The 20,207-nt window shown below is 36.4% G+C and carries 21 protein-coding genes and 3 pseudogenes; 22 read left to right on the top strand and 2 right to left on the bottom strand.

Annotated elements, in window-relative coordinates; genetic code table 11:
* The first annotated feature begins 19 nt into the window (after nucleotides 1-19).
* The 3 genes and pseudogenes from rlmD (at nucleotide 20) to LXO72_RS10185 (ending at nucleotide 4,668) form a co-directional block, all read left to right on the top strand.
* Entirely contained in the window at nucleotides 20-1,381 is a 1,362-nt protein-coding gene (rlmD, locus tag LXO72_RS02255; RefSeq protein ID WP_233331403.1) for a 23S rRNA (uracil(1939)-C(5))-methyltransferase RlmD, read from the top strand.
* A gap of 65 nt (nucleotides 1,382-1,446) precedes the next feature.
* Nucleotides 1,447-2,133: pseudogene (locus tag LXO72_RS02260) on the top strand (zeta toxin family protein); the annotation flags it as partial.
* 27 nt (nucleotides 2,134-2,160) lie between these two features.
* Nucleotides 2,161-4,668, top strand: coding sequence for a Spaf_1101 family AAA-like ATPase (locus tag LXO72_RS10185; protein WP_233331404.1), 2,508 nt, complete (start codon nucleotides 2,161-2,163; stop codon nucleotides 4,666-4,668).
* Nucleotides 4,669-4,780: 112 nt separating this feature from the next.
* Here the strand turns inward: LXO72_RS10185 and LXO72_RS02270 are convergent, their stop codons facing one another.
* Complete coding sequence (locus LXO72_RS02270; protein ID WP_233331405.1) at nucleotides 4,781-5,629, bottom strand: helix-turn-helix domain-containing protein; 849 nt, start codon at nucleotides 5,627-5,629, stop codon at nucleotides 4,781-4,783.
* A 194-nt stretch (nucleotides 5,630-5,823) separates the two neighbouring features.
* Here LXO72_RS02270 and LXO72_RS02275 point away from each other — a divergent pair, with 194 nt between their 5' ends.
* The 12 genes and pseudogenes from LXO72_RS02275 (at nucleotide 5,824) to LXO72_RS02335 (ending at nucleotide 13,653) form a co-directional block, all read left to right on the top strand.
* Nucleotides 5,824-6,006, top strand: a complete 183-nt coding sequence (locus LXO72_RS02275) for a hypothetical protein (protein WP_233331406.1) — start codon at nucleotides 5,824-5,826, stop codon at nucleotides 6,004-6,006.
* A gap of 18 nt (nucleotides 6,007-6,024) precedes the next feature.
* Nucleotides 6,025-7,215 carry an MFS transporter gene (locus LXO72_RS02280; protein WP_233331407.1) on the top strand — a complete coding sequence of 397 codons (1,191 nt, stop codon included), beginning with the start codon at nucleotides 6,025-6,027 and terminating at the stop codon, nucleotides 7,213-7,215.
* A 320-nt stretch (nucleotides 7,216-7,535) separates the two neighbouring features.
* Entirely contained in the window at nucleotides 7,536-7,919 is a 384-nt protein-coding gene (locus LXO72_RS02285; protein WP_233331408.1) for a hypothetical protein, read from the top strand.
* A gap of 131 nt (nucleotides 7,920-8,050) precedes the next feature.
* Nucleotides 8,051-8,716, top strand: a pseudogene (locus tag LXO72_RS02290) (hypothetical protein); the annotation flags it as partial.
* Nucleotides 8,717-8,796: 80 nt separating this feature from the next.
* Nucleotides 8,797-9,288, top strand: a complete 492-nt coding sequence (locus tag LXO72_RS02295; RefSeq protein WP_075230087.1) for a nucleotidyltransferase — start codon at nucleotides 8,797-8,799, stop codon at nucleotides 9,286-9,288.
* 119 nt (nucleotides 9,289-9,407) lie between these two features.
* A pseudogene (locus tag LXO72_RS02305) lies at nucleotides 9,408-9,548 on the top strand (VOC family protein); the annotation flags it as partial.
* 20 nt (nucleotides 9,549-9,568) lie between these two features.
* Nucleotides 9,569-9,889 carry a TfoX/Sxy family protein gene (locus LXO72_RS02310; RefSeq protein WP_003003487.1) on the top strand — a complete coding sequence of 107 codons (321 nt, stop codon included), beginning with the start codon at nucleotides 9,569-9,571 and terminating at the stop codon, nucleotides 9,887-9,889.
* Between the two features lie 172 nt (nucleotides 9,890-10,061).
* Nucleotides 10,062-10,865 (top strand): alpha/beta fold hydrolase, encoded by an 804-nt coding sequence (locus LXO72_RS02315; protein ID WP_233331409.1) that lies wholly within the window; start codon nucleotides 10,062-10,064, stop codon nucleotides 10,863-10,865.
* A 14-nt stretch (nucleotides 10,866-10,879) separates the two neighbouring features.
* Nucleotides 10,880-11,734: an ADP-ribosylglycohydrolase family protein gene (locus LXO72_RS02320; RefSeq protein WP_233331410.1), complete on the top strand. Its 855-nt coding sequence runs from the start codon at nucleotides 10,880-10,882 to the stop codon at nucleotides 11,732-11,734.
* A gap of 85 nt (nucleotides 11,735-11,819) precedes the next feature.
* Nucleotides 11,820-12,260, top strand: a complete 441-nt coding sequence (locus tag LXO72_RS02325; protein ID WP_233331411.1) for a hypothetical protein — start codon at nucleotides 11,820-11,822, stop codon at nucleotides 12,258-12,260.
* Between the two features lie 33 nt (nucleotides 12,261-12,293).
* Nucleotides 12,294-12,824, top strand: a complete 531-nt coding sequence (locus tag LXO72_RS02330; protein WP_233331412.1) for a DUF6892 domain-containing protein — start codon at nucleotides 12,294-12,296, stop codon at nucleotides 12,822-12,824.
* A gap of 142 nt (nucleotides 12,825-12,966) precedes the next feature.
* Entirely contained in the window at nucleotides 12,967-13,653 is a 687-nt protein-coding gene (locus tag LXO72_RS02335) for a hypothetical protein (protein WP_233331413.1), read from the top strand.
* A gap of 15 nt (nucleotides 13,654-13,668) precedes the next feature.
* Here the strand turns inward: LXO72_RS02335 and LXO72_RS02340 are convergent, their stop codons facing one another.
* Nucleotides 13,669-14,259 carry a hypothetical protein gene (locus LXO72_RS02340; protein WP_233331414.1) on the bottom strand — a complete coding sequence of 197 codons (591 nt, stop codon included), beginning with the start codon at nucleotides 14,257-14,259 and terminating at the stop codon, nucleotides 13,669-13,671.
* Nucleotides 14,260-14,430: 171 nt separating this feature from the next.
* Here LXO72_RS02340 and LXO72_RS02345 point away from each other — a divergent pair, with 171 nt between their 5' ends.
* From LXO72_RS02345 to LXO72_RS02375, 7 genes are all read left to right on the top strand, one after another.
* Nucleotides 14,431-16,188, top strand: coding sequence for a glycoside hydrolase family 13 protein (locus LXO72_RS02345; RefSeq protein WP_233331415.1), 1,758 nt, complete (start codon nucleotides 14,431-14,433; stop codon nucleotides 16,186-16,188).
* A 109-nt stretch (nucleotides 16,189-16,297) separates the two neighbouring features.
* Nucleotides 16,298-16,609, top strand: a complete 312-nt coding sequence (locus LXO72_RS02350; RefSeq protein WP_233331416.1) for a hypothetical protein — start codon at nucleotides 16,298-16,300, stop codon at nucleotides 16,607-16,609.
* A gap of 211 nt (nucleotides 16,610-16,820) precedes the next feature.
* Nucleotides 16,821-17,708: a DUF4300 family protein gene (locus LXO72_RS02355; RefSeq protein ID WP_233331417.1), complete on the top strand. Its 888-nt coding sequence runs from the start codon at nucleotides 16,821-16,823 to the stop codon at nucleotides 17,706-17,708.
* Between the two features lie 54 nt (nucleotides 17,709-17,762).
* Complete coding sequence (locus LXO72_RS02360; protein ID WP_233331418.1) at nucleotides 17,763-17,954, top strand: hypothetical protein; 192 nt, start codon at nucleotides 17,763-17,765, stop codon at nucleotides 17,952-17,954.
* Nucleotides 17,955-18,007: 53 nt separating this feature from the next.
* Nucleotides 18,008-18,397 carry a hypothetical protein gene (locus LXO72_RS02365; RefSeq protein ID WP_154857934.1) on the top strand — a complete coding sequence of 130 codons (390 nt, stop codon included), beginning with the start codon at nucleotides 18,008-18,010 and terminating at the stop codon, nucleotides 18,395-18,397.
* A 66-nt stretch (nucleotides 18,398-18,463) separates the two neighbouring features.
* The gene (locus LXO72_RS02370; protein WP_233331419.1) at nucleotides 18,464-19,315 is read left to right on the top strand and encodes a CbrC family protein; all 852 of its coding nucleotides are present in this window, start codon (nucleotides 18,464-18,466) and stop codon (nucleotides 19,313-19,315) included.
* A gap of 41 nt (nucleotides 19,316-19,356) precedes the next feature.
* Nucleotides 19,357-20,106 (top strand): CPBP family intramembrane glutamic endopeptidase, encoded by a 750-nt coding sequence (locus LXO72_RS02375; protein WP_233331420.1) that lies wholly within the window; start codon nucleotides 19,357-19,359, stop codon nucleotides 20,104-20,106.
* The last annotated feature ends 101 nt before the right edge of the window (nucleotides 20,107-20,207 follow it).

Here is a 20,207-nt window from a genome sequence, read left to right on the forward strand (position 1 = left end):
TGTAGAAAGATTGAACACCATGTTAAAGAAAAACGAAATTGTAACGGTTGAGATTGTCGATTTGACACACGAAGGAGCAGGAGTGGCTAAGGTCGATGGCCTGGTCTTTTTTGTGGAGAATGCCCTGCCAGGAGAAGTCATCCGCATGCGCGTGCTCAAGGTCAACAAGAAAATCGGCTACGGTAAAGTAGAGGAGTACCTAGAAAAGTCCCCTCACCGCAATGAAGAACTAGACCTGGCTTACTTACGAACTGGAATTGCTGACTTGGGTCACCTAGCTTATCCGGAGCAACTGAAATTCAAGGCCAAGCAGGTCAAGGATAGCCTCTACAAGATTGCAGGAATATCTGATATGGAAGTACCCCTGACCTTGGGGATGGACCACCCTGTCCAATACCGCAACAAGGCCCAAGTCCCTGTTCGTCGGGTCAATGGTCAGGTCGAGACAGGCTTCTTTCGAAAGAACTCTCATGTTTTGATGCCGATTGAAGATTTTTATATCCAAGATCCAGTCATTGACCAAGTGGTCTTGGCGCTTCGGGATTTGATTCGTCGGTTTGACCTCAAGCCTTATGATGAAAAAGAAACATCTGGCTTGATCCGCAATCTGGTGGTCCGCCGAGGCCACCATTCTGGAGATATTATGGTCATTTTGGTCACTACTCGTCCCAAGGTTTTCCGTGTAGACCAGTTGATCGAGCAGTTGATCAAGCAATTCCCAGCCATCAAATCTGTCATGCAAAACATCAATGACCAGAATACCAATGCTATTTTTGGAAAAGAATGGTGTGTTCTCTATGGTCAAGACTATATTACGGATAAAATGTTGGGAAATGATTTCCAAATCTCTGGACCAGCCTTTTATCAGGTCAATACCGAAATGGCAGAGAAGCTCTATCAGACAGCCATTGACTTTGCGGAGTTAAAAGAAGACGATGTGGTGATCGATGCTTATTCAGGAATCGGAACTATTGGATTATCTGTCGCTAATCATGTTAAGGAAGTTTATGGTGTCGAAGTCATTCCCGAAGCAGTGGAGAATAGCCAGAAGAATGCTAGTCTAAATGGCATCACCAATGCCCACTATGTCTGCGATACAGCAGAAAATGCTATGAAGAATTGGCTCAAGGAAGGCATCCAGCCAACCGTGATCTTGGTTGACCCACCACGAAAGGGCTTGACCGAAAGCTTCATCAAAGCAAGTGCCCAAACAGGTGTCAGCCGTATCGCCTATATCTCCTGTAATGTCGCCACAATGGCGCGTGATATCAAACTCTATCAAGAGTTTGGCTATGAATTGAAGAAAGTCCAGCCGGTGGATCTTTTTCCACAAACGCATCACGTAGAATGTGTAGTGTTGCTACAACGAATAAGTGGGTGAAAATCTTTGATTTTAAGCTATTTTACAAGCATTTTGTATTCGTAGATAAAGGCGATTTTGACGTCAAAAAGTCCTGTAAGCAACCTATAGCAATTTTGCTTGGAGGGCAAAGTGGTGCCGGTAAGACTACAATTCATCGTATTAAACAGAAAGAATTTCAAGGAAATATTGTTATCATAGATGGCGATAGTTTTCGTTCTCAGCATCCACACTATTTAGAACTGCAGCAAGAATATGGCAAAGATAGTGTAGAATACACCAAAGATTTTGCAGGTAAAATGGTAGAGTCTTTAGTAACAGAATTGAGTCATTTGGGATACAATCTTTTGATAGAGGGAACTTTACGAACGATTGATGTTCCAAAGAAAACAGCACAACTCTTGAAAAGTAGGGGATATGAAGTACAATTAGCCTTGATTGCGACAAAGCCTAAGCTGTCCTATCTGAGCACCCTTATCCGATACGAAGAACCATACGCTATCAATCCAAATCAATCACGTGCAACTCCAAAAGAACATCATGATTTCATTGTAAATCATCTAGTTGATAATACACGGCAATTTGAAGAACTAGCTATCTTTGAAAGAATTCAAATTTACCAACGAGATAGAAGTTGTGTATATGATTCAAAAGAAAATACAACTTCAGCAGCAACCGTTCTTCATGATTTACTATTTGGAGAATGGAATCAAGTGGAGAAAGAGATGTTGAAAGTGGGGGAAAAGAGACTTAATGAATTACTTGAAAAATAAACAATTTATATTTTTAGGAGAGTAGAAGTGAGAGGGTTTAATAACAAGATAAAGTCTGTTTATCAAGAACTAACAAATTCCAAAGAGAAATTCGGTAGCTTTCACAAGACTTTAATTCATTTGCATACACCTGTTTCTTATGATTACAAGCTATTTTCTAATTGGACTGCAACGAAATATAGAAAAATTACTGAAGATGAACTATATGATATATTTTTTGAAAATAAGAAAATAAAAGTTGATAAGACAATTTTTTTTAGTAATTTTGATAAGGTTGTTTTTTCTAGTTCAAAAGAATATATTAGTTTTCTTATGTTAGCAGAGGCAATCATAAAAAATGGAATAGAAATAGTTGTAGTAACTGATCATAATACTACCAAAGGTATTAAAAAGTTGCAAAAGGCAGTCTCAATCATAATGCAAACTTATCCGAATTATGATATACATCCTCATATTTTACATGGAGTAGAAATTAGTGCAGCGGATAAACTGCATATTGTATGTATATATGATTATGAACAAGAATCATGGGTTAATCAATGGTTAAGTGAAAATATTATAAGTGAGAAAGATGGAAGTTATCAACACTCATTAACTATAATGAAAGATTTCAATAATCAAAAAATAGTTAACTATATTGCTCATTTCAACAGTTATAACATTTTGAAAAAAGGTTCTCACTTATCAGGTGCATATAAACGAAAAATTTTTTCTAAAGAAAATACACGATTTATTGGTGTTAAAAATATAAATTCTGTTGAAGGGTCTAGAAATAAACTATTAGCAGATTTTAATTGTGAGCCCAACTTTCTATTAGATAATGATTCTCACGATATTGATTCACTCGGGAAGAATAATCTATGGTTGAAAGGTGGAAAAATTTCTTTCAAGATGTTTCAAGAAGCATTGTTTGATTATAACGTATCAGTTAGTTTATGTGAGCCAAGCTTGAAACAAAAGTCTTATATAAAAGGATTATATATAGAAAATCGTGGGGGGAATAGAAGTTTTCTTGCGGGTGATAAGTTAAAAAAAGATAAAGACTTCTTTTTAACATTTTCACCATCTATGAATTGTTTAATTGGAGGGAGAGGTACAGGAAAAAGCACATTAATTGATATGTTACAATTTGTACTTTCTCAAAATTGTGATAAGCAAAGCAAATTGGAATTTCTATGTAACCATGCAAATGCTTTTGTACTCTATGTTTTAGAAGAAACTGAATACATTATTGAAGTTAGTTTACCAGATGTCAAACAAGAAAATAAGGATAATATTTTACAATATTATGGGCAAAATCGAGAGAATAAGTTTGGCTATTCTTATAGATTTGATTCTGACTCTGTTAAAGAATGGACACGATCTCAGTACACAAAAGTTTATAAAGTTGAAGGTAATTATTTTAAATTAGTTGATAAAACTAGAATTTTAGAGAAAATGTTTGATAGGAGATATTCTGTTAATGAGTTAGTTAGAACAGCGGACGGTGAAAAAATTACAGAATTTATTTCCGATTTAATGATTAAAAATAAAAAATTACCGAGACCAGACTATGGGCTAAGAACTCAGACACTCGAATCGTTTGAAGTAAAATTAAAGGAACTAGATGAATATTTAAAAGAGCGGAAGCAATTAATACTCGAAATAATTGAGGATTTTAATAAAACTCAGATTGGTAAGTTAAGAATTTGTTATGAGCAAATTGATAAATGGGAAGAACCACATTTGGAAAGTTGTCTTTTCAAGAATAATTCATTTCCACGTTCTTCGTTTGAAAACTATAGAATTAGTATGCAAGATGTAACAGAAGTTTTGTATCTTATCTATCGAGAGCTAGGAATGAAAGAATTTGTTAAAGTCATTGTAAGACAAAGTATTCCAAATAAGTATTTTATTATTTTAAAAAGTATCTCTGAGGATAATTTTGCAAAAAAAGAAAATAAATGGAGAGATAAGTCTGAAATTAATGAATACAACATTACGCATTTAAAAACGAGTATCTACTCTTTAATTGAAAATAGTAGTTTATTAAATGAATTTAAAAGAGTTTTAAAAGCGCATGTAGCTAATGAAAGGCTATTTTTGGAGTTTAATATTAACTCTAAAGAAACCTCACAACAACTTGATATCCTCTATAAAGAAGTTGGTGTATTAAGTTTGGGACAAAAGGTTGTAGCAATGCTTGATTTTTTATTAGCATATAGTGATTATTCTAAAGACTTCAGACCATTGATTATTGATCAGCCTGAAGATAATCTAGACAATCGATATATTTACAGGCATTTAGTCCAGCAGTTTAGAGATGTGAAAGCTCAACGACAAATTATTTTAGCAACACATAATGCTACAATTGTAACAAATTCAATGGCAGATCAAGTTGTTATTATGGAGTCAGATGGAGTTAATGGATGGATTGAATCACAGGGATATGTTAGTGAAAAATATATAAAAAATCATATCATCAATCAATTAGAGGGGGGAAAAGATTCCTTCAGACATAAAATGTCTATATATGAGACGGCTTTATCAGAGTAGAGCAAGAAAAAGTAGGTTAGAAATTTAGCCTACTTTTTTCTTTGTTCGACAGGCATACTATTGGAATAACAAGAACTAATCCTATGGTGGTTAAAGATTAACTACCTTTATGTTACTGATTAATATATTTGTCATAGTGCTCTTGGTAATGTGCTTTTATATTATGTTCTCCTAAAATTTCAAACACCTGAAGTGCTTGTTTCATCTTTTCGATTCCGTTCGCATGATTGCGCTTAAATTCAAAATACCCACACGTATATAAGAAGACGGTTTGTTCATAATAGTTTAATTCATTGTTTAGTAATTTTTTTACTTCTTTGATTAGAAAACTACAATTTTGAAATTCTTCATTATCAATACTAACAATTAGGCAATTGATTGCTAATTGTGTAACAAGCCGTTTATTTGTCTTGTTCAAAGATGAATAGAGATAATTTTTTAACATTTCTATAGTTAATAGGAAAAAGGAGTTATAATTAATTGTTCTTACACAGTTACCTAATAAGATAATTTCATAGTAACCCCAGTTTTCAACTTTAAAAAGATAATCTGTAAGCTGTAATAATTCCTCGTCCGAGGGGAGAAAATTTTTATTTGTGGTATAGAGAATCGATTTTACCATTGTCTTTTCATAAGGACCCAAGTTAAAACTTGAAGAGTTTGATAGTAATTCAATAATACTAGCAAAATTTTTTGAGGAGTAGTGTTTTCGAATATATTGCACCAAGTTAGCGAATGATCCAGTTCTAGTAGAATTATTGTCATGAAGAATAATAAATTCATCCAAAGTTATATGTAATTTATCTAAAATATTGATTAGTCGAATACAAGATATTTCTGATTCTCCCCGTTCAAATCTAGAGATTTGAGATTTAGATAAATTACTATCAGCAATTGAACATAAACTGATTTGCTTTCCTTTTCGAATTTTTCTGAGTGTTATACCAAGTTTTGATTTCATATTTCCCATTTTCCCAACAAAATTTCAAAGGTTTTTTATTTATTATACAATAAATAAAAATAAAGGGATGTTCAGTATGAAAAAACTTTTAAAATTTACATGAATATTGTTATTGATTATGGATATTATCATTATAGTCGGAGGTTGAATCTTACCTGTACAGGTAAGTATTTAGTTATAACTAAATACTTATTTTGGATTATTATGAAATAGACGGTATTTGTTATCTTGATTTTAGAGTAACTGGCGAGGATGTATATTTCATTGAGTTAGAAACTATGTATGGTTTAAGTGAAAATAGTGCGGTATCAACTCTTGCAAAGAGGTTTGGAATAAGTCTTACCGATTTAATAAAAGTGATATTCATCATGGTTTAACTAGAAAGAAGGGACATTTTGGATATTAACAAGAAAACGTTTTATACAATAACTTTTGGTGAATTTATATCAAATATTGGAGATAGATTTCAGAAAATTGCTTTTCCAATCTTAATTTACCAAGAATTTCATTCGTCTTTTGCAATGGGAGGAATGGTGATTATTGAATTGCTACCTCAATTCTTCTTGGGATTTGTTATGGGTTACTTATTAGATAATTTCAATAAGAAAAATATACTATTATGGTCTACATTAATACCTGCATTATTATGTAGTGTAATACCGATATTATCTAAATATTCAGTTTCTATATTTTTTTACTACGTTATTGCATTTTTGATACCTTTATTTTCGACACTTTTTCAAACAGGATTCTCAGTCATTACTCCTGCCTTATTTGAGAAGGAAGAATTGCAAAAATATAATTCTCAGTTTCAAGGTGTCCGAACTATTTCAAAATTAGTTTCTCCAGCTATAGCAGGGGTACTAATGTTAAAGTTTAATATTAATAGCATTTTTTTTATTAATAGTGCTTCTTTCTTGTTATTATTTCTTTCAATACTAATTTCATATATTCCAGATCAAGAACACAAGGAGAATGGTAATGATGATATAAAAGAAATTTTTGTAGGTTTTAAAGAGAACTTTACAAATATTAAATTGAGGATTTCTTTACTCTTTACTATTGTTGTGAATATCGCTATGTTAGGTTTCAATGCAACGATTATTATTTATTTACAGGATCAATTAAAATTATCAAATAGTCTTGTTGGGATTGTTTACTCAATTGCTGGATTTGGAAGTTTGATAGCAGTAACCTTTCTTTCTACTTTTTTGAATAAGAAGGATGCTTTTATCTTGATGAATATATCAATGGCAACCATCCCACTTGTCATTATGGCGAGTGGAATAGTAGAAAATTGGATATTCTTTGGAATTTGTTATTCAATTTTGAGTGGATTAATTACAATAGCTTCTGTTTCGATTACAACAATACAGCAACAAGAAAGTACTGTGTATAATATTGGAAAGATACTTTCTAGTTCTTTTGTAATAGCTACCATTTTTGCACCTTTTGGAGGGATATTGGCCGCTTATTTTAATTGGCTTCTAAACCCGAGATTAAGTCTAGTTATTTTGGGATTACTAAGTAGTTTATTGGTTATTCTTATAAAGAGTTATGAAAAAAAATTAAGGGGAGATAAATAAGATGAATGAAAAATACCTATTTAATTATGAATAATCTAGGTATTAGCCTTTATAAAAGACAATTCTAAGTTATAAATTCAAAAAAATATCACAATTATTTGCTAAAAAATATTAACAATAGCTTATTATAATGCAATAATCAATTTATGAGTAGTTTATACAGGGTTGGCGAAATTGGTAAACGCGCCTATGATACAGGTGGGTTCGAATGAGTGTCTATTGGAGGGTCAAGTCCTTCACCCCTCATATGAAATATTTTTTAATTGTAGTAATGCTTTATAATAAGTTTTACTGTTTTTTATTTTATTGAGGTAAATCAAATGAATATTGTAGTTTTATATGGTGGTAGGAGTCCTGAGCGGTTAATTTCGGAAGTTTCTTCAGAACAAGTTGCTGAAGCGCTAACTACTGATAATGTAATAAGACTAAATTTAAATGGAATATATATTTTTGGTGATAAAGTCATAAAGAATTTTTCTCAAATCTATAAGTTGTATCAAGAAGGAAGGTTATTGGAATTTGATATTGATCAAGAATTGGAAATAACAGATTCAGTTATTGAAATTTGTAAATTAGCAGATATCGTCTTTTTATCTACACATGGAGGAATTGGTGAAAATGGGAAGTTGCAGGCATTGCTAGATATTTGTAATATAAACTATACTGGTAATGGATATCAAAGTAATGCTTATAAGTTTAGATAAGAAATTATCAAAGCGACTTGTGAGTACAGTTGGAATTAAGGTACCCTATGAGTATATGGATGAAAATGAGTTTGTTTTTCCGTTAGTAATAAAACCGAATGATACTGCTCCAGACTTGGAAGACGAAAAGTGATACCTTAAAAGTGAAGTTGAATAAGATAGTTAGTAAATTAAATTCGTTGTACAAAAAAGAAGAAAAATTAGTTTCAATGAATCTAGATGGAAAAATAAGTGATTCTGTATATGAAGATAAATTCAATCAAATACAAATTGAGAAAGAAAAACTTTTAGAAGGAAAAGTAAACTTAGAAGTAACTTTAAAATCAGAAGTTGATATACAAAGTAGATTAGAGAATTTTAAAGAAATTTTAACTTCACAAAAGACTTTGACGGAGTTTGACAAGGCCATTTTTGAAAGTATCGTTGAAAAAATAATAGTAGGCGGAATAAATTCTGATGGAGAAATTGATCCAGCAATGTTGACTATAATTTTTAAAACAGGAGATTCTTCGACTAAAGATGCAAAATCTTACAAATCTAAAAGAAAGAATGCTAAAATAGAAAATGATAAATTGTGTTTTAATGCCGTAACCGATGACGAAAAAAAGTGTACAAATAAAGAAAACAGCGCATGTCGAGTGTGTAAGTTTGTTAGTGAAATGTGGATAATCGTTCAAAATTCAGACGGACTAGAGATGTATAAGTTGGAATTGTATCAAAATCCTTCTTATAAAGATCTAGTCGCATTTGGGTCCTTAAAAGAAGGAAAAGAATTTGTATCTAAAATAACTGGATAAACTCTAAAAAATGAAAATAATTTTGTTCAAGGTAATAAAGTAGAAATAACGAACATTTAGATGAAAGGTTTAGAGTAAACATGAGTCTCTTATTTGAAGAATTTAAAACCATTTGTTTCCATTTAAATCGAGTCGGAATTACACCGACACTGATGGGTTCTTTGGGATTGGAGTTTAGAACGAAAGAAAATTGGGGGCCGTCTGACATTGACATTCATGTGCCTGGTGACCCTAGAGGTTGGGAAGCACCTGATCATCTCAGAATTTATGACTGGGACAAGATAATGAAAGTGATGAAAGACTTAGGCTACGTCTTAATAGATATTCATGAGCATGAATTCAAAAAGGATCGAGTGAGTGTTGAATTTGGAAGTATCGATTCCTTACCTGATTTTGCAGGAGTTTCGGAATCGGATATAGAGCTTATTCACATTGAAGGCATCACTTTTCGTCTTCCAAGTCTGGAGCAGTATCTAAGTATTTACAAAGCTTCTTCTCAAGACTCCTATCGAAATGATCACAATAACAATAAGGATTTTAAAAAGATCGAGTGGCTGGAAAGACATTTGTAAATTATCATATGAAAAGTAGTAAGTTGTAAGACTGGCTGCTATGTTATTTTTATTATCATTTTTATTGGTTATATAATTTATACTATATTGGCGAGTACTAGAATTAGTAATGAAAAGCAGGTGGAAAATTGTTAAAAGAGCCACAGGAAGTTTTTTGGGGTGGATATCACGCATATTTTTCGGATTTAGATGGATACTATTGGGAAGTTTCATGGGGACCAAATTTTCAATTTGATGAAAATGGACTATTGAAATTTTAGTAATTAAGGGAGATAGCAAAATGGCTTCAAGTAAAGAATATTTAGATTTTATTTTAGAACAATTGTCCGAGTTGGAAGAAATATCATATAGAGCAATGATGGGTGAGTATATAATTTATTATCGAGGGAAAATCATAGGTGGAATTTATGATGATAGATTTTTAGTGAAGCCTGTCAAATCTGCAATAGCGTATATGCCGAATGTAGAATACGAATTACCGTATGAAGGTGCAAAGGAAATGTTATTGGTAGATGATGTTGACAACAAAGAATATTTAACCGGCTTATTTAATTCAATGTATGATGAGTTACCTGCACCAAAACCAAAGAAAAAGAAATAATAAAATCTCAGTTTGTCGAGGTAATACCTTTTAAACGATAACCTTATGCTATTTTTAAAAGGGATGTGGATATGTTCTCTATGACTGAGGATGTTGAGCCGATATCACTGCTTCTTCAAACTGATTGAACAATGATGAACCTAGTGAAAGTTCTACAGTAAGGAGTTTATATATGAAATTCCATGAATTTGGGGATAAGAATTTGCCTTCTATCTTGCTGATACATGGTGGTGGCAGTTCTTGGTGGAATTATCTTCGTCAAGCACGAATCTTGTCGGGAGAATACCGTGTTATTTTACCTACTTTGAATGGTCATGGCGAAGAATATCATCTCGATTATGTTTCAACTGAAGATTCTGCCTTGGAAATCTTGGACTATATCAAAGAGAATTGTGGTGGGAAGCTGTTTGCGATTGGTGGCGTTTCACTTGGTGGTCAAATTGTTATGGAGCTTTTGTCAATAGACAGCGATATAGCTGAGAAAGCCATCATAGACGGGAGCCTCTGTATTCCTCAACCAAGGTTGGCTAAAATCAGCATCTTTCTGGTATATCTATTTGGCAAACTGATGTTTTGTAAACTCTCTTGTAAACTTCAATTAGGCATGATGGACAAAATCTATCCTAAACTGGCTTATCCAGAGGAGATAAAAGCATATTATTTGGAGGATCTGCAAAGGACACCTATCAAAACATTAGTGACTATTTACAAAACCTATATGGAGCGTTACAAACTTAAGGATACGATTTCTGCTAGCAAGGCGCAGGTTCTGTATATTTATGGTGAAAAAGAATTGAACTGTGTGAAAGCATCGGCAAAATTATTTCAAAAACTGCATCCAAATACGATTTTGTATGAAGCCAAGGGCTATCATCATGGCTATTTGTCAGCTTATCTGCCTCAAGAGTGGATTGATTTGGTGGAGCCGTTTTTAAAGAGCGATTCATTGGAAATGTGTAATGAATCTGATATGTAATAAGGAGGAATCTTATGCTTGGAGCAATAGTTGGAGACATTGTAGGTTCTGTTTATGAATGGGACAACATTAAAACGAAGGACTTTCCATTATTTCGTGAGGACTGCTTTTTCACTGATGATACGGTTATGACCTGTGCTGTTGCTGAAGCCATTATGAATGGCGGTCAGAAGGATGACTTTATTGATGCCATGAAGAAGTATGGTAGGATGTATCCCGATGCAGGTTACGGTGCTAGATTTGGTAATTGGATTGATGGCGACGATCGAGAACCTTATAATAGCTTTGGCAATGGCTCAGCAATGCGTGTTTCCCCATGTGCCTGGGCCATGGATTGTAGCTTCTGTGCACGAACGGGAGCCTGGCCGTCCAGAAGAGCTCTTGCTCGACTTTCTGCAGAAGTGACTCATAACCATCCAGAGGGTGTCAAAGGAGCTATGGCGACGAATGATGCGATCTTTATGTGTCGGTATTATTTTGGAGGTTACAGTGGCGACTACGGAAAACCGATCAACGACAACCCTGCGGAGTGTAAGAGGCTTATCAAGGAACACATAGAGCAAGAGTATGGCTATAACCTTTCTCAATCACTAGATGAAATTCGTCCACATTATCGTTTCAATGAAACTTGCCAGGATACGGTGCCTCAAGCCATCATTGCATTTCTTGAAAGTACAGATTTTGAAGATGCAATTCGAAATGCCATCTCTCTCGGAGGTGATAGTGATACTCTTGCTGCCATCACTGGAAGTATAGCCGAAGCAGCTTATGGAATTCCTGAGTGGATTAAGGACAAGGCCTATACCTATCTAGATGAGACTTTAAAAGATGTGCTCAGACGATGGGAAACGGATATTTTAATAAGCTGATAGTACTTCTTAAACCATAAAAATATTCATTTTCTTACAACGAAAATAAATTCTGCGGCGAAGAGTAAAAACTAGGGAGGTCCCCATGTTAAAATCGAATAAGCTGATTATTTTTTTAATTTCTCTCCCCTTTCTGATGGTCATTGTTTTCTATTCTCTTAGTGAGCATCCTGGATATAGTGATGATGGGAATTTCGTCAGAAATCATGAGGCTGCTATTAAGCGTGAGATCATCGCACATTTAGCTCAGGAAAAGCAGGACATAGAATCTGTGACGCTCTTACCAAATACTGCTAGAGGAGAGTATGATAATGGTGGTGATGTGAGCGGACATTATCATATCTATTTTACAGCCTACGTCAATCATAATCGCGAGCGAACGATAAGCGTAGAACTATTCTTCCCGGATGCCAGCATTCCCCCTTTTACCTTGTTTCCTCCCAACCCTTATAAAGAAAAGGGTCAAGATATGACCAGCTGGTATGTGGAAAGGATTGAAGAATCAGAAGACTATACTGAAGATTGAACATTGCCAGTTTACATAGAATAAGGAGAAAATATGTTTCGTTTTTTCAAGAAAAAAACAGCTAAAAACCATACAAGTGACTTACAAGGAAACACTAAGTCTTTTGAAGAAGGAAGTAACAAAACTAATCAAACTGACCAAGAATTTCTTCACTTTGATCATTTGAATTTTAAGCTAGCGATTATTCAAGTCCTGATGTATGAGGAAGAAGTTCTAAAGCCTGCTTTTGATATTTTTGATTTCGCAGAAGAGTTTAGCGACTTGGATATTGATACTGAAAGCATGGAGATCATCCAACCTGCTTTAGACTATTTTGAAAAGCTCCAAATCCCTAAGGAGTACGCCCAGCATGTCCAAGAGATTGATATGGATGGAGGTAACGAGATTTATATGAATCTGATACCTCAGTGGGACGGTGAAGATGATAGTTTTGATCTAAATGAAGTAAGTGAGGAAGAATTAAAACAGTTTCCGAACTTGGAAGAAGCAACCATCATGAGTAGCAATTTTGAACAAGTCAAAGCAGTTTTTGAGGAAGCTGGTATAGCGGTGGATTTGTTGTAAAAGTAAGGAATAAGGCCAACTGCCAATTGATTTAATTGCTAAATGAGTCTTTGCTACCTTCTACGATTCCGAGAACAATTTCATCTTTAAGCAGTCAGTTTTTATCTGACTCTGACATGAAGTGAAAGCGAGACGAGTTGAAATGTCTTATTTAAAAGCAAAGAATAAGTTTAAGTGGATGGATATGCAGAAGGAATGGTTGGATGAAATCAAGAGCAAGTGGAAGACACTCGATATTGCTTCATACAATTTTATGGACCATGATGAATGGACGGTGGGCGATTATGAGCAATCACCTCTGTGTCAACTAATCTGGGGAGAAATACTATCTCATTTTCTTTCCAAAAAATATGACCAGGCTTATACCTATTCTATAAATAGAAATGTTCTCCTTGTAAAGAGTGATACCACTTGCTTTAGATTTCTTTTTGATGTGATGAACAATGGGAAAGCAAGATACAACCGAAATAAAATTGAAGAAGATAAGAATGGTTGTGAATTTGCCTATCCCTATCATTATATTGGTAACTTTACCCCCATTCCAGGCATGGTTAAATTACCAAGAAGCTTACAATTTATCCATAGGGATTTTAATGAAGATTGGAACCAGATGCTGAAGTATCTGCAAAATCACTGGAAAGAATTCAAGATGGGGGATTTAAGTTTTGATGATTATATCGAAATGACTTTTCAGTCTGCCTATTTTATTGAGAACCAGATCAAGCCAATCTATTCAGTAGAAGACATACGAGTTTTGATTCTTAAACGTGGAGAGGAAATTGAAAGTACCTTTAAGAAAATTTTGGAAAACAAAAACAAGCCTTTCTAGGGCTTGTTTTTTTGATCAATCTTCAACTTCATTGAAGAACTCAAGATCTGGTTTGACATCTACTACAGCATGTAAGAAGAGGATTAATTGTTCATATTTTACAGGTGTAACCATACCTAAATCGAACTCGAATTCTTTCTCTCCCTCTCTAGAAAGTAAGAAGAGATTCTTCGAACGTACCTTTCCGTTACGGACCCACTTGATACGAACCCCGAGTGCCTGAATTTCATTGAGAAAGATAGGATTAACGAATCGTCCATATTGTGTATTGAAGATAGCTTCGCGGTAAAGGTAGAGTTGGTTCAGTTTATCGACAGCAGTCGCATTCTCTTTAAATAATTCCACGTTTTCTTCAAGTTCTGGATAGTGATTGAAGATATCCTGGTATTTTTCTTGCACTTTTTTTGGTGCGACTCGGATCAAATGGCCAAATCCAAGAATCATGGCTAAGAAGATAATACCGAATACGATTGAAAAGACAATCCCAACTGTATCGTTTTCCTGAAGAGCTCTCGGAATGTTGAATGAGATAAAAATCATCCCAATGATACCGAAAAACAACCACATACCATAAATGGTGTACAAGCCTTTAATTTCTTTCTGCATAGAAACTCCTTATATATATAATAGGTCTATTTTAGCATAGATGGACGAATTTGTTCAATCAGAATTTGACTTGCAAAGCTTTTTATTAAGTTGTATACTAGAACATGATTTTGTGTAATCGTTTGCATAAATTGATGAATGATGAGAAAGAAAAGTAGGAGACGAGGACAGATGGAATTAACAGCGATTTATCACCGGCCTAAATCGGAGTACGCCTATCTTTATAAGGACGGCCAGCTCCACATTCGTATCCGAACCAAGAAAGAGGATATCAAACGGATTGTCTTGCACTATGGGGATCCTTTTATTTTTATAGAGGATCTTTATGAGGCAACCAAGGAAATGGACAAGGTGACGACCGACGACCTCTTTGATTATTGGCAAGTGTCGGTATCTGTCCGCCATGCACGAATCCAGTACCTCTTTGAATTAGAGGACACAGCGGGAGAGAAGATCTTGTACGGAGACCGAGGTGTGGTAGCCTACACCAAGGAGAATCTGGACTTCGTCATGAACGGTTTTAAGCTTCCTTTTATCCATGAGAATGATGGGTGTGCTGTTCCGGATTGGGTGGCTCAGACAGTTTGGTATCAGATTTTTCCTGAGCGTTTTGCAAATGGGAATCCAGCTATTTCGCCAAAAGGCGTTCGCCCTTGGGATGCCTCTATTGCTCCTCAAGTATTGGATTTCTTTGGTGGAGATTTACAAGGGATCATCGATCATCTGGACTACTTGCAGGAGTTAGGGATCACAGGGCTTTACCTTTGCCCGATTTTTGAATCTCCAAGCAATCACAAGTACGATACCATTGACTATTTTGAAATTGATCGACATTTTGGTGATAAGGAGACCTTCCGCCAGCTAGTGAAAGAGGCCCATGCGCGTGGGATGAAGATTATGCTGGATGCTGTCTTTAACCATATTGGCTACGATTCACCCCAATGGCAGGATGTGCTCAAAAACGGAGAAGATTCGGTTTACAAGGACTGGTTCCATATTAAAGAGTTCCCTGTCTCCTCAGAAAATCTGTGGAATAGTCGCGACTTGTCTTACCATGCTTTTGCCTTTGCGGGCTATATGCCCAAGCTCAATACGGCTAATCCAGAGGTGAAGGACTATCTCTTGAAGGTTGCGACATACTGGATTGAAGAGTTTGATATCGATGCTTGGCGACTGGATGTGGCAAATGAAATCGACCATCAATTCTGGCGGGATTTTCGTAAGGCGGTCTTGGCCAAGAAGCCAGACCTCTATATTCTCGGGGAAATCTGGCATTCGTCCCAACCCTGGCTCAATGGCGATGAGTTTCATGCAGTGATGAATTACCCCCTCTCTGAAAGTATCAAAGATTATTTCCTGCGGGGGCATAAGGAGACGCAACGCTTCATTTGGGAGATCAATAGCCAGTCGATGTACTACAGGCAGCAGATCTCTGAGGTGATGTTTAATCTCTTGGACTCGCATGATACCGAGCGCATCCTGACGACGGCCAAAGGTGATCTTCGGTCCGTCAAGTCTGCTCTCGCCTTCCTCTATCTCCAACGCGGTACGCCATGTATTTATTATGGAACGGAGCTAGCCCTCATTGGTGGCCCCGATCCAGATTGCCGCCGTGTCATGCCATGGGAGCGCGTGTCAGCGGACAATGATATGCTGAACTTTATGAAGGACTTGATCCAGCTACGAAAAGAAGTAGTCGGCATGATTCAGTATGGCAAGGTTAGCTTGGAAGAAGTAGAGCCGGATGTGGTGGAAGTAAAATGGAAACATGAAGGTCAGGTGCTCAAAGCCTACTTTAACCACTCGAAGAAAGACTTTTTCTTAGAAAACGGACAGGCAGATCTAATCAGTCTTGGGAGCATTTCCTATGATCGATTGATCATTCAGCCAAATGGCTTTGTTATTTATAGAGAAGATCTGAGCAAATAATGCTAGATCGAATGAACGCATTTGTGTGCTATTTTCCGAAATCCTTTAGTTGTACTTTCCTCTACATAGGTGTATAATGTGTCCTTAGATAAACAAATGAGGGTTTACTATGGATTTAAAAGATTTTACAGAAAAAGAACAAGAACAAATCAAGCAAGGATTGAGCACGGCTGAGATTTCAGATAAGGAAGTGGCGAAGAAGTTGCTTGCTCTTGTTCCACAAGAATGGATTAAACGCATTCCTTTCTTTGTCAGAGGACATGCGACGACCAAGACAGTGGAGCGTGTAGCCAAGCAATACCCTGAACTCTATGCCGTTGCCAAGCGCCAAGGAGACCTTCCTGAAAAAGAACGGGAAGAATTGCGTGTCATTATGACGGAAGTCTTTGAAGAAAAGATGAACAAACATAAGATTAAATAAGATTTATTATTCATTGAAGAGCTGGATAGTCTGCCAGCTCTTTTTTTGCTACCTATAAAGTTTCCTCATTTCGTGAAAAATAGTTGGAGCTAAGTCCGTTTTAAACTATAATATAGGATAAGGAGATTCGATAAGAAAAAGAAAAGAATCATGTTATAAAACGCTATTCAATATTACAAAACATCTTAGTATATAGAAAAGGAACCAGTTTATGAAACCATCTAAAAAAATCATGCTCCTTACTAGCTGTGCCTTGGCGATCTTTGCTTTAGCGGCTTGTGGGACCAACCAAAAGCAATCCAAGGAAAAACAGGAAAGCTCCACTGTCCAAAAGGCCAGTTCAGACAAGGAGCACTACAAGGGAACTTACAGCAACCTCAATAGCAAGGAAAGTGTCGAAGAAGTGCGCGCTCTCTTGTCTGCTTATTTGGATCAGGAAAGTGTAGATAAGTTTTTGGGTCTAGTAACGGACTATGATAGCATTGTTGGCTCTGTTGGCTTGACGGGCGACTTTAGTACGTTCAAAAAGACGGAATACGATGTGGAGAAGATTAGTGACTTGTGGACCAAGAAAAAGGGAGATTTCGTTGGAACCAACTGCCGGATCAATAGTTATACCTTGTTGAAGAACCGCATCGAGATCCCTAAGCAAAAGGCGGACAGTGAACTCTTGTTCGTGGACAATGATGCGATTGAGAAAGGGAAAGTCTTCGATGAGGCAGACAAGGAAGCCTTTAACATTCTCTATTCACGGGTTCCGACAGAGGCGACAACGGATGTCAAGATTCACGCCAAGAAGATGGAAGAGTATTTTGCCAATTTCAAATTCAATGAAAATGCCCGCATGCTTTCCGTCATCGTTCATGATAACCTAGATGGCAATACCCTATTTGTCGGGCACGTCGGTGTCTTGGTTCCTGCCAAGGACGGCTATCTCTTTGTAGAAAAGCTGACCTTTGAAGAGCCCTATCAAGCGATCAAGTTTGCGACCAAGGAAGATGTATACAAATACTTGGAGACCAAATACCAAGATTACACCGGTGAAGGTCTAGCTAAGCCCTTTATCATGGACAATGAAAAATGGGTTGAAACCAAATAGAATTTCCAGCTAGTTAAGTTTGATGGGAGCTCCAGCTAAGGAAAGGAGCTAAAGATGAATAAAAAACGGAGCTACTTTGCTCTAGCCCTTATTCTTATCGGTTTTCTATTAGTAGAATCAAGTATGTATTTCCTACCCTATATTGAAGGATTTAAAGAATTAGAGCTTGCTGTTTTTATAATTGGAGTTCTAATCTTAGTGGGTGTCATCATCTTATTAACAAAGACTAAAAAGCATACTGATTAAGGCCGAGTCAACAATTGTACTGTGTATTTAGAATTTATGGTAGGAGAAATGGAATGGAGAGTTTAGAATCAGGACCAGTATTATTAAGTGTTGGTTTTATTGGCTTCTTCAGCATTACTTTATTCGTTCGTCGGTGGTTAGCTAGCCGACGTAGTGGAGGCTCATTTTTTGAACCTTACCACATTTCGAATGGCATCTTCTACATTCATGTGCCTTTGTGTTTCAGCCGTCGTATGATCCCATTGAAAGAGATGAAGCAGATAACCTATTTATTGCTCCGTGGTCGCGCTGGTGGTGGAAGTCGCTATGCTTTCTATATCGAACTCAGAAATGGAAAGACCATTCCCTTCTTTTTCGGTAGAAGCAAGCGGAATGAACTGTTGGTTGAAAAACTCAAGCAAAATGCTGGTAAGTATGGGTTTAAAGTACATTTTCAACGCTAGAATACAATCACCTGAAGAAAAAAAACTAGGATTTGATTCTCTATAAAAACGAAAGTGAGCAATTCTATGAACGATTCTATGAAAGAATATATCCACTTAAAAAAGCAGTTCCAAGCGCAAGATAAGGATTCATCCAGCGTGCTGGCTTTCTATGAATTTGCGGATCGGCTGACCGTACTGGGAACTCCAGAAGCTAAGCAGGTCTTGGTGGATGTGTATCAGGAGTTGGGCTTGTATGCCAGTGCCTTTGCTCTCTTCTCAGAGCTAGTAGACAAGTCTGATCGCAAGCAAGTTAAGAAACTTTTTACTTTAGAAAAGATGAGTCTAAGTCATGGAGATCGCTTTGCTCTCTCTCGTCCATTAACCGAAAAAGAAAAAGAGGCTCATAAGGAGAAAGTTCGTGAATTGCCAACCTTCCGCTATTATCCGGATCCACTAGCGACGGGTTCCTTTAAGGAAGGGGAGCCTAAGACCTGCCCTTCGTGTGGGGAAGATCACACCATCTATTATGCTCTGAGACCTTATTGTGTAGAAGAGCTAAGACATCTCTGTCCAACTTGTATTTCTACTGGTCGTGCTGCCCAAAAGTTTGAAGCAGAGTTTATCCAAGATGCTGATTGGCAAGGGGTAATGGATAAGGAAAAAGACCAGATCCTCTTCTGTCAAACTCCAGGCTATAGTAGCTGGCAGGGCGAATATTGGCTCTCCTGTTGCCAAGACTACTGTGCCTATATGGGGACAGTTGGCACTCGTGAACTGGAAGAGATGGGCATTGCAGAGCAAGTATTGGAAGAATATAAGGCGCGTGATGAATTTCAGGATGTGGCTGGATACTTAGTCAAGGATGGTTCTATGTGTGGCTATCTCTTTCGATGTCTACACTGTGAACAATACCATCTTTGGGTCGATGCGGATTAGAGAGCAATCTATCTAATTGATTATCCCATTACGGAGGTAAAATGAGCAAATTTATTTCAAAACAATCAGTCGCGATCTGGTATGCACTGACTGCCCTCCTTGCTACTTTTCTAGTAGGGCAAGTTATCCTAAGGTGTTTCCCAGATAGGAGTAGTATGGGAGCCTCACTCCTGTTTATCCTAATGAACTTGATTCCCATGATAACGGCTCTTTGCTTTTCCATCGTCTTAGGTGAAACTAAATCCTTGGGAGAATTTTTCAAAAAGGTCTTTCTTCAAAAAGAAAGTAACCTATCCTGGATGCTAGCTTTCTTCATCCCCATCATTTATTATGGGATCTCCATCCTGCTCATGAATGTTCGCTTTACTGGAAACTCCCTCTTGGCCTTCTTCCTCTATTTCCCCTGGACCTTTTTATATGGAGGTCTGGAAGAAGTCGGTTGGCGTTGGTTCTTACAAGATCATCTTTCCTTTAGTAAGCACTTTATAACTAAAATGATGGTTCTTTCCCTTGTCTGGTTCCTCTGGCACATCCCTATCTATCAACTTCCTTGGATTACAGCAGGTTCGTCCAACTATCTCATTTTTTTTCTGATGATTTTAGGGAATACCTTCCTATTTGGAGCTCTCAAGGAGTACTCGAAAGGTGCTGTTCCTTGTATCCTCGCTCACATGCTGATCGATAGTCTGGCTGTCCTAATGCTGGTTCAGAGTTCTATTACTCAGATTATCCTTCTGGTTATTTTCGAAATCCTATTATCATCCGGGCTAGTGGCTATACGAAAATCATAGAAATGGAGTTTGATCTCTCATCCAATTTCGATGGGAGGTTTTATAATTTAGTAATGGGCAATATATAGAAGGGACTGGTAAGCATTATATTTCGACTTTCA

The organism is Streptococcus sp. XMC (assembly GCF_021341835.1).
Classification (GTDB): Bacteria; Bacillota; Bacilli; order Lactobacillales; family Streptococcaceae; genus Streptococcus.

Coding starts and splice junctions, on each gene's coding strand:
- LXO72_RS02285 (WP_233331408.1), top strand. CDS start 7,536: ATGAATATTGTAGTTTTATATGGTGGTAGGAGTCCTGAGCGGTTAATT.
- LXO72_RS02370 (WP_233331419.1), top strand. CDS start 18,464: ATGAACGATTCTATGAAAGAATATATCCACTTAAAAAAGCAGTTCCAA.
- LXO72_RS02335 (WP_233331413.1), top strand. CDS start 12,967: ATGTCTTATTTAAAAGCAAAGAATAAGTTTAAGTGGATGGATATGCAG.
- rlmD (WP_233331403.1), top strand. CDS start 20: ATGTTAAAGAAAAACGAAATTGTAACGGTTGAGATTGTCGATTTGACA.
- LXO72_RS02350 (WP_233331416.1), top strand. CDS start 16,298: ATGGATTTAAAAGATTTTACAGAAAAAGAACAAGAACAAATCAAGCAA.
- LXO72_RS02320 (WP_233331410.1), top strand. CDS start 10,880: ATGCTTGGAGCAATAGTTGGAGACATTGTAGGTTCTGTTTATGAATGG.
- LXO72_RS02375 (WP_233331420.1), top strand. CDS start 19,357: ATGAGCAAATTTATTTCAAAACAATCAGTCGCGATCTGGTATGCACTG.
- LXO72_RS02295 (WP_075230087.1), top strand. CDS start 8,797: ATGAGTCTCTTATTTGAAGAATTTAAAACCATTTGTTTCCATTTAAAT.
- LXO72_RS02325 (WP_233331411.1), top strand. CDS start 11,820: ATGTTAAAATCGAATAAGCTGATTATTTTTTTAATTTCTCTCCCCTTT.
- LXO72_RS02345 (WP_233331415.1), top strand. CDS start 14,431: ATGGAATTAACAGCGATTTATCACCGGCCTAAATCGGAGTACGCCTAT.
- LXO72_RS02355 (WP_233331417.1), top strand. CDS start 16,821: ATGAAACCATCTAAAAAAATCATGCTCCTTACTAGCTGTGCCTTGGCG.
- LXO72_RS02360 (WP_233331418.1), top strand. CDS start 17,763: ATGAATAAAAAACGGAGCTACTTTGCTCTAGCCCTTATTCTTATCGGT.
- LXO72_RS02340 (WP_233331414.1), bottom strand. CDS start 14,259: ATGCAGAAAGAAATTAAAGGCTTGTACACCATTTATGGTATGTGGTTG.
- LXO72_RS02315 (WP_233331409.1), top strand. CDS start 10,062: ATGAAATTCCATGAATTTGGGGATAAGAATTTGCCTTCTATCTTGCTG.
- LXO72_RS02330 (WP_233331412.1), top strand. CDS start 12,294: ATGTTTCGTTTTTTCAAGAAAAAAACAGCTAAAAACCATACAAGTGAC.
- LXO72_RS02365 (WP_154857934.1), top strand. CDS start 18,008: ATGGAGAGTTTAGAATCAGGACCAGTATTATTAAGTGTTGGTTTTATT.
- LXO72_RS02270 (WP_233331405.1), bottom strand. CDS start 5,629: ATGAAATCAAAACTTGGTATAACACTCAGAAAAATTCGAAAAGGAAAG.
- LXO72_RS02310 (WP_003003487.1), top strand. CDS start 9,569: ATGGCTTCAAGTAAAGAATATTTAGATTTTATTTTAGAACAATTGTCC.